The sequence below is a fragment of the Winogradskyella sediminis genome, from assembly GCF_003387355.1.
Lineage (GTDB): Bacteria > Bacteroidota > Bacteroidia > Flavobacteriales > Flavobacteriaceae > Winogradskyella > Winogradskyella sediminis.
Genome location: NZ_QUNH01000002.1, coordinates 1,091,639 through 1,104,539, shown reverse-complemented (window position 1 = coordinate 1,104,539; position 12,901 = coordinate 1,091,639). Strand labels below are relative to the sequence as shown.

Here is a 12,901-nt window from a genome sequence, read left to right as displayed (position 1 = left end):
ATGCAGAATAACACTACAAAAAAACAGCCTCTATATGTTATAATATTACTGATATTAGCAGCAGAGGCTGTTTTTATTTTACCCTTTGTCCTTCAACGTATTTTTAGAACAACATTTCTAGAATCTTTTTCTATAACCGACACCGAACTAGGTAGTTGTTTTGCTGCATATGGAATTGTAGCACTAGTTTCTTATCTTTTTGGTGGTCCTTTGGCAGATAAGTTTAAGCCTCATGTTCTAATGTCTTTTGCTCTTATGTTAACGGCCTTAGGCGGGTTTTATTTAGCGACCTACCCTAACCTTTATAATTTACATATTCTGTATGCTTTCTGGGGATTTACAACCATCTTTCTTTTTTGGGCGGCCATGATAAAAGCTACTAGAATATGGGGAGGAAGCAATAAACAAGGCATAGCATTTGGGTTCTTAGATGGAGGCCGAGGTTTAGTGGCTGCACTTTTTGGTTCTGTTGGAGTCATAATTTTCTCTCTATTTATTACCACAGACATAGAAATAACTACAATTGCAGAGCGTCGTTTAGCTTTTAAAGAAGTTATATCATACAGTTCCATTGCGGTTATGGGAATAGCTGTTATTACTTATTTCTTTTTAAGGTTCTCAGAAACGGAAAGCACAACATCTGAAAATCCATCTAAATTATTAACCTTAGAGAATTTTAAACTAGTGATGCAATATAGAGCCGTTTGGCTGCTGATGGTTATTATACTATGTGCTTATTATGGGTATAAAATGACAGATCTCTTCAGTAAATATGCAGAGGACGTTTTGGGATATAATAAAATTGAAGCCGCAAAAGTTGGCACTTACTTATTATACTTACGTCCTGCTATTGGAGTTGTCATTGGTTTGCTCGCAGATAGAACTAAAGCATCTCTTTGGATTATTATCGGTTTCCTTTTAATGACTGCGACAAGCGTTATATTCTATCTCGGAATTATTAATGACTCAACGACTCTTTTATTTATATTATCTATAGGAACTATGGCTTTAGGTGTCTATTCTACAAGAGTTTTATATTTTGCAACCTTAGAAGAAGCTAAAATACCATTGGCTGTTACAGGAACAGCAGTTGGTTTTATTTCTGTTGTAGGCTATACTCCAGATATTTTTGCAGGATTGGTAATGGGTTATTTTTTAGATGCCAATAAAGGTGCCGTTGGATTACAACATACCTTTGGTGTTATGGCATTAATTGCATTGGTAGGTCTAATTGCCGCAATATTGTTTTATACATTTACTACAAAAAAAGAGCGTAAAATACGCTCTTTAAATAATATGATATAACAAAAGTGAAGTTTTAAGCAACTCTACCTTCGCGTTTTGCTTTCTTTTCTTCTTTAATTTCTTTAAAACGCTCCATAGCTGAACCAAATACCCAGTACGGAATTACAAAAGTTAAAAGGAAAATCATTAACCAAAATCCTATAGTTAATATGGTTAAAAATGCTAAAAATCCTAAATATTGATCAAAGTCGAACATAATTCTTGTATCGTTTTCGTTTTGTTAGTACAAAGATATAACCAAAATATAAGTTTTACAATAGCCTTGCCCAGTTTTATTAACAGGTTATTAAAAAAAAGTACTAGATAGCCTTCATTAATAAATCTGCAGTAGCCGGATTTGTAGCTAAAGGCACATTGTGCACATCACATAAGCGCATTAACATTAATATATCGGGTTCATGAGGATGGCGATCTAATGGGTCTCTAAAAAATAGAACCATACCACATTTACCTTCTGCAACTCGTGCAGCGATTTGAGCATCACCTCCTAATGGACCAGACAGCAACGCATTGACATCAAATCCTGCCTTTGACACCTTTTCTCCTGTGGTACCTGTAGAAATTAAGTTAATATTTTTTTGACGTAAAATCTCGCGATGTTCATTTAAAAACTGAACCATTTCAGCCTTTTTACCATCGTGTGCGATGATTGCTATTTCCATATTACAAGTTTTTAACATGATAATCTACTAAACCTTCTATAGGTCTTCTTACAAAGTTACCGACTTTAAAGCCATATTCGTCTGCCACTTTCTTAATTTCATCTTGTCCAAAAAACGCAATAGAACCTGCAAAGTGCACTGGCACACCTGCATCTAATTCTTCCTTAAACTGAAGAATCATGTTCTCGGTAAACAAACGAATTCCCTTTGTTATAATATTACTAATGTATTCTGAATCTTTATTGATAAACATAAATTCTGCATGGTCTGCTAAATATGCACTTGGATTGGTTTGCTTATACAAATTGTATTTAATAAAATCTGCATCTAAATTATGCTTGTGAGCAAATGCGACACTAATTGTATCTGGCATTTTATTAAAGTAATAATCTCTAATTAATTGTTTGCCAAAATAATTTCCGCTGGCATCATCCATTAAAATAAACCCAAGACTATCTACACGCTGATGTAAATCCTTACCGTCATAATAACTACAGTTAGAACCGGTTCCTAATATGCATACAACAGCAGCTTCATCGTTGGTATCAATACATGCTCTTACCGCTGCATAGGTGTCTTCTCTAACTTCAACTTTAGCATTTACAAAATAAGACTCAAGGATTGATTTTAATAACAGCCTTGGCTTTTCTGTTCCGCAACCTGCTCCATAAAAATATATATGAGTAACCTCATCTGCAAGAGTCATCAATTCACTACTCTTACGAATTGTTTTATTCAGTTTTTTTTCTGCTACAATCGCAGGATTTAAACCTTTGGTTCTTATTTTATCGACAGTTTGATTTCCGTTTGAATCTATAGCTATCCAATCGCATTTTGTAGAACCACCATCTGTAATTAAAATCATAATAATCTATATAATAAAAAATTCCGTAGCCTATGACAATTCATAATTCTACGGAATTTTCAGAATTAATAATAAGTCTTATAAGCTATTTGCCTTTTGAGCTAAATCAATTAATTTGTTTGAATATCCAAATTCATTATCATACCAAGATATTAATTTGAAGAATGAAGCATTCAATTCTATTGAAGCATCAGCATCAAAAACACTCGTTCTTGTTTCGCTTACAAAATCTTGAGATACTACAGCATCTTCAGTATATCCTAAAACACCTTCCATAGATCCTTCAGCAGCTTTTTTCATTGCAGCTTTGATTTCTTCTAAAGACGTTTCTTTTTTAGTTTTAACTGTTAAATCTACAACAGAAACATCTACAGTAGGAACTCTAAATGCCATTCCTGTAAGTTTTCCGTCTAATTCCGGAATAACTTTACCTACAGCTTTTGCAGCACCTGTAGAACTAGGAATAATGTTATTTAAAGCAGAACGTCCTAATCTGTAGTTTTTACGAGAAGGCGCATCTACCGTAAATTGTGTAGACGTTGCTGCATGAATTGTTGTCATTAAAGCTTCATCAATTCCGAAGTTATCTTCAATTACTTTAGCAATCGGAGCTAAACAGTTTGTTGTACAAGATGCATTAGACACAATTGTATCGCTAGCCTTTAATGTATCATCATTAACGCCCATTACAAACATCGGTGCATCTTTACTTGGTGCTGAAATAACTACTTTTTTAGCACCACCATCTATATGATATTGCGCAGTCTCTAAAGTTGTAAAAATACCTGTACATTCTGCAACTACTGAGGCTCCTGCTTCATCCCACTTTAAATTTTTAGGATCTTTTTCTGCTGTTACACGGATTGTTTTTCCATCTACTACTAAGTGTCCGTCTTTTACCTCTACGGTTCCATCAAATCTACCGTGTACTGAGTCGTATTTTAATAAATATGCTAAATGTTCTACATCTAATAAATCATTAATTGCTACAACATCAACGTCATTACGCTTTACTGTTGCTCTAAACACTATTCTTCCTATTCTACCGAATCCGTTTATTCCTAATTTTAAATTTGCCATTTCTCTATTTTTAGTTTAATTTTTATTCTTATTTATATTGACATAATATCCGAAACTCTTAAAAGTTCCTTATTAATTTTTGATTTTCCTTTTACGGCCTGATCAAACGGTGTTAATTCTATAAGGTCATTTTTCATACCAACCATATAATTACTTTTTCCAGTAATTAAACTTTCTACAGCTTTAACTCCCATTCTACTCGCAAAAACTCTATCGAAACATGATGGCGGACCACCACGTTGCATATGACCAAGTACAGAAACTCTTACGTCGTAATCTTCCATGTTTTGATCGACGTAATCCTTAAGTTCGAAAACACTTTTACCTATTTTATCACCTTCTGCAACGACTACGATACTCGAAGATTTTCCAGATTTTTTACTTCGTCTTAATGATTCTACTAATCGGTCTAAACCTAAATCTTCTTCAGGAATTAAAATTTCTTCAGCACCACCAGCAATACCTACATTTAAAGCAATATGCCCAACGTCGCGTCCCATCACTTCAACGAAGAACAATCTGTTATGCGAACTGGCTGTATCTCTAATTTTATCGATAACATCTACAACCGTATTTAAGGCTGTATCGTATCCTAATGTATGAGTTGTACCAAAAATATCATTATCAATAGTACCAGGAATACCCATTACCGGAAATTCAAATTCTTTATTAAAGATCATTGCTCCTGTAAAACTACCATCACCACCAATTACTACCAAAGCATCAATACCCGCTTTCTTTAATTGATCGTAAGCCATTTGCCGACCTTCTTTAGTTCTAAATCCTTGCGAACGTGCCGACTTTAATATTGTACCGCCTTTGTTTATGATCCCTTTTACACTACGTGCGTCCATCTCTACAAAATCTCCTTCAATCATTCCTTGGTAACCTCTATAAATACCGTAGCATTTTATGTCATGGAAAGCACAAGTTCTTACTACAGATCTAATTGCAGCGTTCATTCCCGGTGCATCACCTCCAGAGGTTAAAACACCTATTTTTTTTATTGTTTGTAGCATTATTATAATTATTTACAGTAAAATTAAGAAACTATATATATATAAAAGTGACTATTATCATAAAAATAACAGGTAAAAAACAATTCAAACGTTTTCGTTAATAAGTATTTAATAATTATGAGAAAAAATCAAGAATTTAAGACTTTGATTTAGATTTTTTCTCTTTCATAGACATATAATCTGGTAATAAATCATCTTCACTATCCTTCTTTTTAGAAGGCTCTTTTTTCTCACTCTTAACGTTTTTGTTTTTACCCGAAAAGATAATTTGAAGGAATTCTTTAAACGAATCAAATTCAACATTGTAAGACAGACCGACACCTTGTGTATACCCTATTTCTTCACCAAAGTTTCTAATGCTGTTTTCCCTGTTAAACACTTTGGCTCTTAAGGTACCGTCTTCGTTTAGTAGTAAATCGATTTGTACATCTCCACTTATTACGGTTTGACTAGCGCTTCCGAATGGTACACCCACCTTACCATTTACCAAAATTTTATCACTTATTTTAGTTTGCAGTGTTAAACCAAATTTATTGTTTGTTTGCAGTTCTGGTGTGTCTTGTCCCAATTCAAAATCAATACCAATATCTAAATTGCCATTATTAGCACCAAAGAGATTATTTACGATACCTGTAAGACGTTCTGAAATCGTTCCTGTAAAATTCGCACCTCCTAGGCTACTTGAAAATCCTCCTGTCGCTAAAAATATTAAAGCTTGGTTATCGCGCTCATCTTTAGAAGACAATCGATAATCTAGCTCTGACTTTACCGTTGAGCTAACATTTGGAAATCTAAAATCGAATTGTGGATCTGGTTGTTCTAATTTGCCTGTAAGATGAATTTCAACTTCAACATCAATACTTTGATTTATAGGATTATCTAATAATACCGAAGGATTGGCATTACCTGCATATAATGCTTTCAGATTAATTTCGGCACCCATAGGGTCTCCTTCCCAAACAATACTTCCTCCTTGTTCTACAATAAATTTCTTTTCTACAAAGCCACCGTATTTAAAATTATATGTACCATCGTAAACCACAAAATCTCCCCACATATCAAAGGTTCCGTTGGTGTTTATTAGAAAGTTTAGTCCACCTACTCCACGACCTTTAATGGTGCTTCCGGCTTCTTTATCTATTACTATTTCTATGGTTGCATTTTGATTTATATTTAAATCAAAATCTAATACCAAACCTTTCACTTCAATGGTTTCGGATATTTCTCCTTTTAATCTTGTTGCTTTTTCTTCAGGACTTAAAAAATGAATAAATGAGTTATCACCAAAACTTTCAGAATCATTAAGTGGAATAAAAAATTCCGTTCCGGCTTCAGTTCTTCCATTAATAACTTTAATAGTTAGTTGGTCTGTTGGTCCTTTTATTTCTGCTTTTCCAGAAATAAAGCCTGTACCATAATATAACTCGTCCTCAGATTCTTCCGTGTTTAAAACTAAAAGTCTGTCTGTATTTAACTCTAAACCTAGTTTCCAATCCGAAAAATTATTATGCGCTATAAAACCATTTAAACTGCCTTTGGAGAAGTATTCAGAATCAGTCATGGAGACATCATTAAAGATAAACTGCTGACCTCTAAGCGATACTTTAGAATCAAAATCAAAACCGTAATCCACATTGAGATACGGAATAGATAAACCAGCTCTATCTAATAACAACTCACCGTAAATAGCCGGTTTATTTAAGCTTCCTGTTACATTGGCATACCCAGAAACCAAACCTCTAATATTGCTTATAACACCTTCGCCTAAGGGATTTAAAGGATCTAAAAGAAACTCTTCAAAATTAACGTTTAAGTCTATTTCTGGATTATTTTGAGCCACGTCTATAGTGCCTTTGGCATCTAAGGACTTTAAATTATCATTAACCAACGTGACATCTACATTATAATTTGTGATGGAATTATTCCCTTCAATAGCTGCTTTAAGGTTTCCTAAGTCGTAATCATTAACGAAAAAACCACTAATTTCTACATTAGATTTAGGTAAATAAACTCCTTCATTTTGTACAACATCTAATTTACCGTTTACTATACCTCTCAGTGCCAAACTATCTATACGTGGAGTAATCTTCACCAGTTCTACATCTTTAAAATCGACATTAAAAGTTTTATTGGTAGAATCTATGACTTTTCCAGAAACTAAGATTTCTTCATCTTCGTGTGTAATACTGATAGGAAAAATATCAAATGTTTTAAAATCCCTATCAAAAGTGACCTTATTTAAAGTATCCTTTTCAGAATTTAGAAGCCAATCGAAACCTTTAAATTTCACTTCAGATTTTCTTAATCCTACGACAGATTTATTGAATTCATCTATGGTGTAAAACATGCTTAGATTAAAATCATCGGCATTATTTGTTCCTCCTTTAAATTCAGATTTAATTAATAAAGTATCGCGTTTGGTAACATTAATTAGACTAAACTGAGAAGCATTATACACACCTGCACTTAGGCTATCTATTTCAACATAGGTGTTAAATAAAGGGTTACTATTATCAATATTAACATTGATGTTATTTGCAAAATAATCTTTGAATTTAATTTCTGGTGAATTAAATGTGAGTTCAAAACCTTTTTCATCTGTTTCAATTCTCCCTTCAATAAAGGTGTTTTTTCCTAATATTAAATCCTTAAAAAAAACTGTTGCGATTTTTGAATAAATATTAAATCTGAAGTCAATATACTGTCCTTCACTTACAGTATTAGGCACAAAATTGGTGTAAATACTTCCTACGGAATTCTCTACCAATCCTAGTATATCTTTTGTTTTAAATTGCCCTGTAATTTTACCATCAATAATATCTGGCGAGTCAATAGCTATTGTACGTTCATTATCTTTAAACGACGACACAATATCAAAATCCTCAAAAACATAATCATTATCTTGATTTTTATAAGTAGTGTTTTTTATATTAATCGCTCCGACAGCATTATCTAATGTAGTGCCTGTAGCGGTCATTGTAACCAAACCTCTAAATTCTGAAATGCTATCTCGCTTAACAAAATTTAAGTTGCTAAGATTAGCATAACCTACATTAGCTTTAAAATCGAATTTTTTAAGATCTTCGGAAAAATCGGCAAGTCCATTAAAATCGAGTTGAAGATTAAGATCTTCAACTTTTACAACTCCATTAAAAATACTATTTCCAAGGTCTCCAGAAAGCACAATATCTCTATAGGTATAATCATTATAATCGAGAACAAACACATCGCCTTTAACGTCTGTATTTAAATTTTCTAGAGTAAAACCTTTTCCATCAACATCTAAATTTAACGACGTTGTTTTCACTAAAGGGTCATTAATAAGTTCGCCGATATTAAATTCGTCTAATACAATATTTCCAACATAACTCGCATTGTCTATATTATCAATATCGGTAAGCTCTAGATTAGACTTAATAAACCCTAAATCTGTATTAATTTCAATATCTGCATCTACGCGCTTAGCCGTAATAAAGGAGGATCCTTTAATTTTAAAATTACCAACCTTAGAAATTACACTAGGAATAGAATTCCCTAACAATCGAGGCATTAAAGCGGTAAGGTCTCTATAATTAGAGGCTAAATTTTGAAAATCTCCTTGCAACGCAAAACTATCTTCTTCTTTACTGAATAAATTTTTGAATGTAATATCTCCAATAATTCTAGTATTAGAAGTGGTACTAATATTTAGATTTTTAGCCTCTAAATTATTTAACGTACCCGATAAATCGGCATTAAAATCTGCGTGTTGACCCGTTCCAAATTCATCAAAAAACACATTTAATTCCGTTAATGAAATGTCTGAGTCTCTAAAACTCGCAACCACATCGACTTTATCTGTAAAATATTTAAAATCTTCACGCTTATAATTAAATCTTAAATCACCTTTTAATTCTGACAACTCAGTAGAAATGTTTAAATCTCCAAACGTCATATGATCTAGCGTGTATTCAAAATTTGACATTAAATTCTTTACGGCAATACCTCTACTATCAATAAAACTAAATTTATTAATCCGAGCACTCACTTCTGGTCCATTAATTAAAAAATTAGTGGTGTTTGCATTTAAATCTGAGAATTCGAAAATTTTTGGAGTGTCTAAATTTTCATCAGTTAATCTAAATATACCTCCTTCAATTGAAACATCACTAGAAGAAAACAAAAACTCACTAGGACCAACTCTTGGGTTATCATTATCAAACTTGGCAACAAATACATCGAGATTGGTATCGGTTTCTCCTTTGTAAGTTTTTAAATTAAACATGACATTTTGAAGGTCAATATCACCAAAATTGAGTTTACTATTCAATAAATTCTGAAAACTGATAATAGAACTATTGAGTTCTCCAACACTGATTAGTGTATCTTGCTTATAATCTCTAATCAGTATTTCCTTTAATTCAATATCTCCATTGAGCTGAAGACCCACACGACCAATATTTATATCCGTTTTAAAGTCGTTATTAATTCTATCCGTTGCATATCTTCCCAATTTTGTTTGCACGGCCGGAATAGAGAGCACCAGAAACAAAATAAAAAACAGCAACAATATAATTGCTACTATTTTACTTAGTATTTTGAGAATTCGTTTGATAGATTTTATGAGATTTACTTTTTACACTAATAAACTTTAAAATGATCAGTTAAATTTGAAATATTTTAAAATTCATTTGGTACGATTTCTTATTACCTTTGCCTATACAATACGTTGTTAAATGCAGTAATGGACTTTAACTCGTAAAATTAACAATTATTGTGCCTAATATCGACTATGGAAAAAGAAAATATTTATATCCTAGGAATTGAATCATCTTGCGATGATACTTCAGCTGCTGTACTTTGTAACGATACAATTTTAAGCAATGTTGTAGCAGATCAAAAGATACATACTGAATATGGTGGAGTTGTGCCAGAATTAGCCTCGCGTGCGCACCAACAAAACATAGTTCCTGTGGTCCACCAAGCATTAGAAAAAGCAGGTGTAAAAAAAGAACAGTTGCATGCTGTTGCTTTTACTAGAGGTCCTGGTTTAATGGGCTCTTTATTGGTAGGAACATCTTTTGCCAAATCTTTAGCCTACGGCTTAGATATTCCCTTAATAGATGTTAACCATATGCAAGCTCATATTTTAGCTCATTTTATTGACGAAGAAAACCACAACAAACCTCCATTTCCTTTCTTAGCAATGACGATCTCTGGCGGACACACTCAAATTGTAAAAGTGAGCAATTATTTTGAAATGGAAGTCTTAGGCGAAACTATAGATGATGCTGTTGGTGAGGCCTATGATAAAAGTGGCAAAGTGTTAGGGTTAGGTTATCCTGCAGGACCAGAAATTGATAGACGAGCACAATTAGGAAACCCTAAAGCATTTCAATTTACAAAACCTAAAGTGGATGGTTTGAATTTTAGTTTTTCGGGATTAAAAACAAACATCCTCTATTTTGTACAGCGAGAAGTAAAAGCGAATCCTAATTTTATTACTGAGAACCTCAATGATATTTGTGCCTCTATTCAATATACTATTATTGGCATTTTAATGTCTAAATTAAAACTAGCCGTTAAACAAACAGGTATAAAGCATATTGCAATTGGTGGAGGAGTTTCTGCAAATTCTGGCATAAGAAAGGCCTTAAAAGATGCTGAGCAAAAATTTGGTTGGACAAGTTATATTCCAAAATTTGAGTACACTACTGATAATGCTGCCATGATCGCAATTGTGGGTTATTTGAAGTATTTAGATAACGATTTTTCTGATTTTGATGTCATGGCTACTGCACGATTAAAAATATAATATTTCAACTTAAAAGTAGTCACGATATAAACTTCTAAGTAGGACATAAACAAGCATTTTCTATAAAAAACAGTAAATAACATCAATTGTTAAAACATCTGTTAACATTCTTACCTTCTTTATTTCTATGCTATCTTAAAATTTAGTTGTTTTGTAGTAACCCTAAATCTAACTAAATTCAATTCTTAATTATGAAACACTTATTTGTCCTTTTACTTTTCATTCCTTTTTTTGGCTTAAGTCAGGAGTCTTTTGAAAAACAACTCGATTCAATTACAACTTCTGAGCAAGCTCAAACCTTTTTAAAAGAAAATAAACCCACGCATGGCAAGTTATTTACCTTTAACAAAGCAAAACATAAAACCAGACTAGCCAACGACCTTTTTAAGCTCTCAAAAGGAGGCAAAAAAGTTACTAGAACCGATTTTAAAAAAACCTTTTATAAAATTGTAGATAAAGGGGAGGTGGATTATTATAAATTCAACATCATTGTGATTGATGCTTCAAAGACATCAGATGAAGATGCCATATTAAAACGAGAAAAAGTTCTTTCCTTATATAAACAAGGATATCGATTTACAGATTTAGCAAAGCACCACTCTACCGGAAGTTCAGCAAAAACAAAAGGTGACACAGGTTGGATAAAAGCCGGTGATATGTCTGTAGCTTTTGATGACATTGCCTTAAATGAACACCATGCTATAGGTGATATTTTTTCTATAGATGACGTAGAAAACAAAAAATACTACTTGGTTGTTAAAACCGAAGACCGAACACCTATTGAAGAGATTACAGTATTAAAATTCACTGAAGATATTGAGTAATGCAACTATTTTATAATCCAAATATTTCGGAAAACGACGTTAATTTTAGTTTTGATAAAGACGAAAGTAGACATATTGCAAAAGTTTTGCGTAAAACTATTGGAGATACATTGCATATCACTAACGGAAATGGTTGGTTATTTGAAGCTGAAATCACTTTAGCAGATCAAAAGCATTGTAACGTTTCTATCTTATCTAAAAGCCTACAACCTAAACGCGAATACCGTTTACATTTGGCTGTAGCACCAACCAAAATGAATGACCGTTACGAATGGTTTTTAGAAAAAGCAACTGAAATTGGAGTTACAACCATCACCCCTATTATTTGCGATCATAGTGAGCGCAAAGTTGTAAAAATTGAACGTTTTGAGAAAATTATTCAGTCTGCTATGAAACAGTCGTTACAGTGCTATCTACCAAAACTTAATACTCCTGTAGCTTTTAAGGATTTTATAAATAAAGATTTCAATAGTCACATGTTTATAGCACATTGCGAAGAAACTGATAAAACATCTTTAAAATCTCAATTAAAACCAGGTTCAGATGTTACTATTTTAATTGGTCCAGAAGGAGATTTTAGCGTTAAAGAAATTGAAATGGCCTTGCAGCACCATTATATTCCTGTAACTTTGGGTGAGACACGCCTACGAACAGAAACTGCTGCTATTGCGGCTAGCCATTCTGTAGCGTTTTTAAATGAATAACTATATGAGACTTATTTTAACGCTATTTTTTTCACTATTTTCTATTGTACTATTTTCACAAGAAGTTGCTATTTTAAAATATAAAGGTGGTGGAGACTGGTACAGTAACCCAACAGCTTTACCTAATTTAGTAAAGTACTGTAATGATAATATTGATACTAATATCAATGAAAATATTCAAACTGTGGAAGCAGGAAGCATTGATATTTTTCAGTTTCCGTTTTTACATATGACAGGTCATGGAAATGTGTTTTTCAGTGAAGATGATGCCGAAAATTTAAGAAATTACCTCATGTCCGGAGGGTTTCTTCATATCGATGATAATTATGGAATGGAACCTTATGTAACGAAAGAGCTTAAAAAAGTATTTCCAAATAAGTCGTTAATTGAAATTCCTAAAAACCATAAAATATTTAGTTCGGCTTTTAATTTTCCAAATGGCTTACCTAAAATTCATGAGCACGATGGAAAAGCACCAAAGGCCTACGGTATTTTTCAAGATGAAAGATTAATACTACTGTTTACTTTTGAAAGTGACTTAGGAGATGGCTGGGAGGACTCAGAGGTCCATAACGACCCTGAAGAGGTTAGAGAAAAGGCTCTAAAAATGGGAGCCAATATTATAAAATATGCTTTTGAGCATTAGAT

The 12,901-nt window shown here is 32.8% G+C and carries 11 protein-coding genes; 5 read left to right on the top strand and 6 right to left on the bottom strand.

The annotated features are described in order from the left end of the window. Nucleotides 1-1,305, top strand: coding sequence for an MFS transporter (locus tag C8N41_RS12265; RefSeq protein ID WP_115839454.1), 1,305 nt, complete (start codon nucleotides 1-3; stop codon nucleotides 1,303-1,305). A 13-nt stretch (nucleotides 1,306-1,318) separates the two neighbouring features. Here C8N41_RS12265 and C8N41_RS12260 read toward each other — a convergent pair whose 3' ends face one another. The 6 genes from C8N41_RS12260 to C8N41_RS12235 form a co-directional block, all read right to left on the bottom strand. Continuing rightward, nucleotides 1,319-1,501, bottom strand: a complete 183-nt coding sequence (locus C8N41_RS12260; RefSeq protein WP_092447442.1) for a hypothetical protein — start codon at nucleotides 1,499-1,501, stop codon at nucleotides 1,319-1,321. A 103-nt stretch (nucleotides 1,502-1,604) separates the two neighbouring features. Next, a complete protein-coding gene (locus C8N41_RS12255) occupies nucleotides 1,605-1,967 on the bottom strand; it encodes a methylglyoxal synthase (protein ID WP_092447843.1) in 363 nt (120 codons plus the stop codon). Between the two features lies 1 nt (nucleotide 1,968). Further along, nucleotides 1,969-2,832 carry an N-acetylglucosamine kinase gene (locus C8N41_RS12250; protein WP_092447441.1) on the bottom strand — a complete coding sequence of 288 codons (864 nt, stop codon included), beginning with the start codon at nucleotides 2,830-2,832 and terminating at the stop codon, nucleotides 1,969-1,971. A 78-nt stretch (nucleotides 2,833-2,910) separates the two neighbouring features. Continuing rightward, nucleotides 2,911-3,912, bottom strand: coding sequence for a type I glyceraldehyde-3-phosphate dehydrogenase (gene gap, locus C8N41_RS12245; protein WP_115839453.1), 1,002 nt, complete (start codon nucleotides 3,910-3,912; stop codon nucleotides 2,911-2,913). A gap of 32 nt (nucleotides 3,913-3,944) precedes the next feature. After that, entirely contained in the window at nucleotides 3,945-4,931 is a 987-nt protein-coding gene (pfkA, locus tag C8N41_RS12240) for a 6-phosphofructokinase (protein WP_115839452.1), read from the bottom strand. A 136-nt stretch (nucleotides 4,932-5,067) separates the two neighbouring features. Continuing rightward, a complete protein-coding gene (locus C8N41_RS12235; RefSeq protein WP_170137122.1) occupies nucleotides 5,068-9,423 on the bottom strand; it encodes a translocation/assembly module TamB domain-containing protein in 4,356 nt (1,451 codons plus the stop codon). Between the two features lie 279 nt (nucleotides 9,424-9,702). Between C8N41_RS12235 and tsaD the strand changes: the two genes are divergently transcribed. The 4 genes from tsaD to C8N41_RS12215 all read left to right on the top strand — a co-directional run bounded on the left by tsaD (nucleotide 9,703) and on the right by C8N41_RS12215 (nucleotide 12,899). Next, the gene (tsaD, locus tag C8N41_RS12230) at nucleotides 9,703-10,725 is read left to right on the top strand and encodes a tRNA (adenosine(37)-N6)-threonylcarbamoyltransferase complex transferase subunit TsaD (RefSeq protein ID WP_115839451.1); all 1,023 of its coding nucleotides are present in this window, start codon (nucleotides 9,703-9,705) and stop codon (nucleotides 10,723-10,725) included. Between the two features lie 191 nt (nucleotides 10,726-10,916). Beyond that, entirely contained in the window at nucleotides 10,917-11,549 is a 633-nt protein-coding gene (locus tag C8N41_RS12225; protein ID WP_092447437.1) for a peptidylprolyl isomerase, read from the top strand. Next, a complete protein-coding gene (locus C8N41_RS12220) occupies nucleotides 11,549-12,253 on the top strand; it encodes a 16S rRNA (uracil(1498)-N(3))-methyltransferase (protein ID WP_115839450.1) in 705 nt (234 codons plus the stop codon). The genes C8N41_RS12225 and C8N41_RS12220 overlap by 1 nt, the downstream gene beginning before the upstream one ends. Before the next feature lie 4 nt (nucleotides 12,254-12,257). Then, nucleotides 12,258-12,899, top strand: a complete 642-nt coding sequence (locus C8N41_RS12215) for a DUF4159 domain-containing protein (RefSeq protein WP_092447841.1) — start codon at nucleotides 12,258-12,260, stop codon at nucleotides 12,897-12,899. Nucleotides 12,900-12,901 lie beyond the last annotated feature (2 nt).

Coding starts and splice junctions, on each gene's coding strand:
- C8N41_RS12265 (WP_115839454.1), top strand. CDS start 1: ATGCAGAATAACACTACAAAAAAACAGCCTCTATATGTTATAATATTA.
- C8N41_RS12260 (WP_092447442.1), bottom strand. CDS start 1,501: ATGTTCGACTTTGATCAATATTTAGGATTTTTAGCATTTTTAACCATA.
- C8N41_RS12255 (WP_092447843.1), bottom strand. CDS start 1,967: ATGGAAATAGCAATCATCGCACACGATGGTAAAAAGGCTGAAATGGTT.
- C8N41_RS12250 (WP_092447441.1), bottom strand. CDS start 2,832: ATGATTTTAATTACAGATGGTGGTTCTACAAAATGCGATTGGATAGCT.
- gap (WP_115839453.1), bottom strand. CDS start 3,912: ATGGCAAATTTAAAATTAGGAATAAACGGATTCGGTAGAATAGGAAGA.
- pfkA (WP_115839452.1), bottom strand. CDS start 4,931: ATGCTACAAACAATAAAAAAAATAGGTGTTTTAACCTCTGGAGGTGAT.
- tsaD (WP_115839451.1), top strand. CDS start 9,703: ATGGAAAAAGAAAATATTTATATCCTAGGAATTGAATCATCTTGCGAT.
- C8N41_RS12225 (WP_092447437.1), top strand. CDS start 10,917: ATGAAACACTTATTTGTCCTTTTACTTTTCATTCCTTTTTTTGGCTTA.
- C8N41_RS12220 (WP_115839450.1), top strand. CDS start 11,549: ATGCAACTATTTTATAATCCAAATATTTCGGAAAACGACGTTAATTTT.
- C8N41_RS12215 (WP_092447841.1), top strand. CDS start 12,258: ATGAGACTTATTTTAACGCTATTTTTTTCACTATTTTCTATTGTACTA.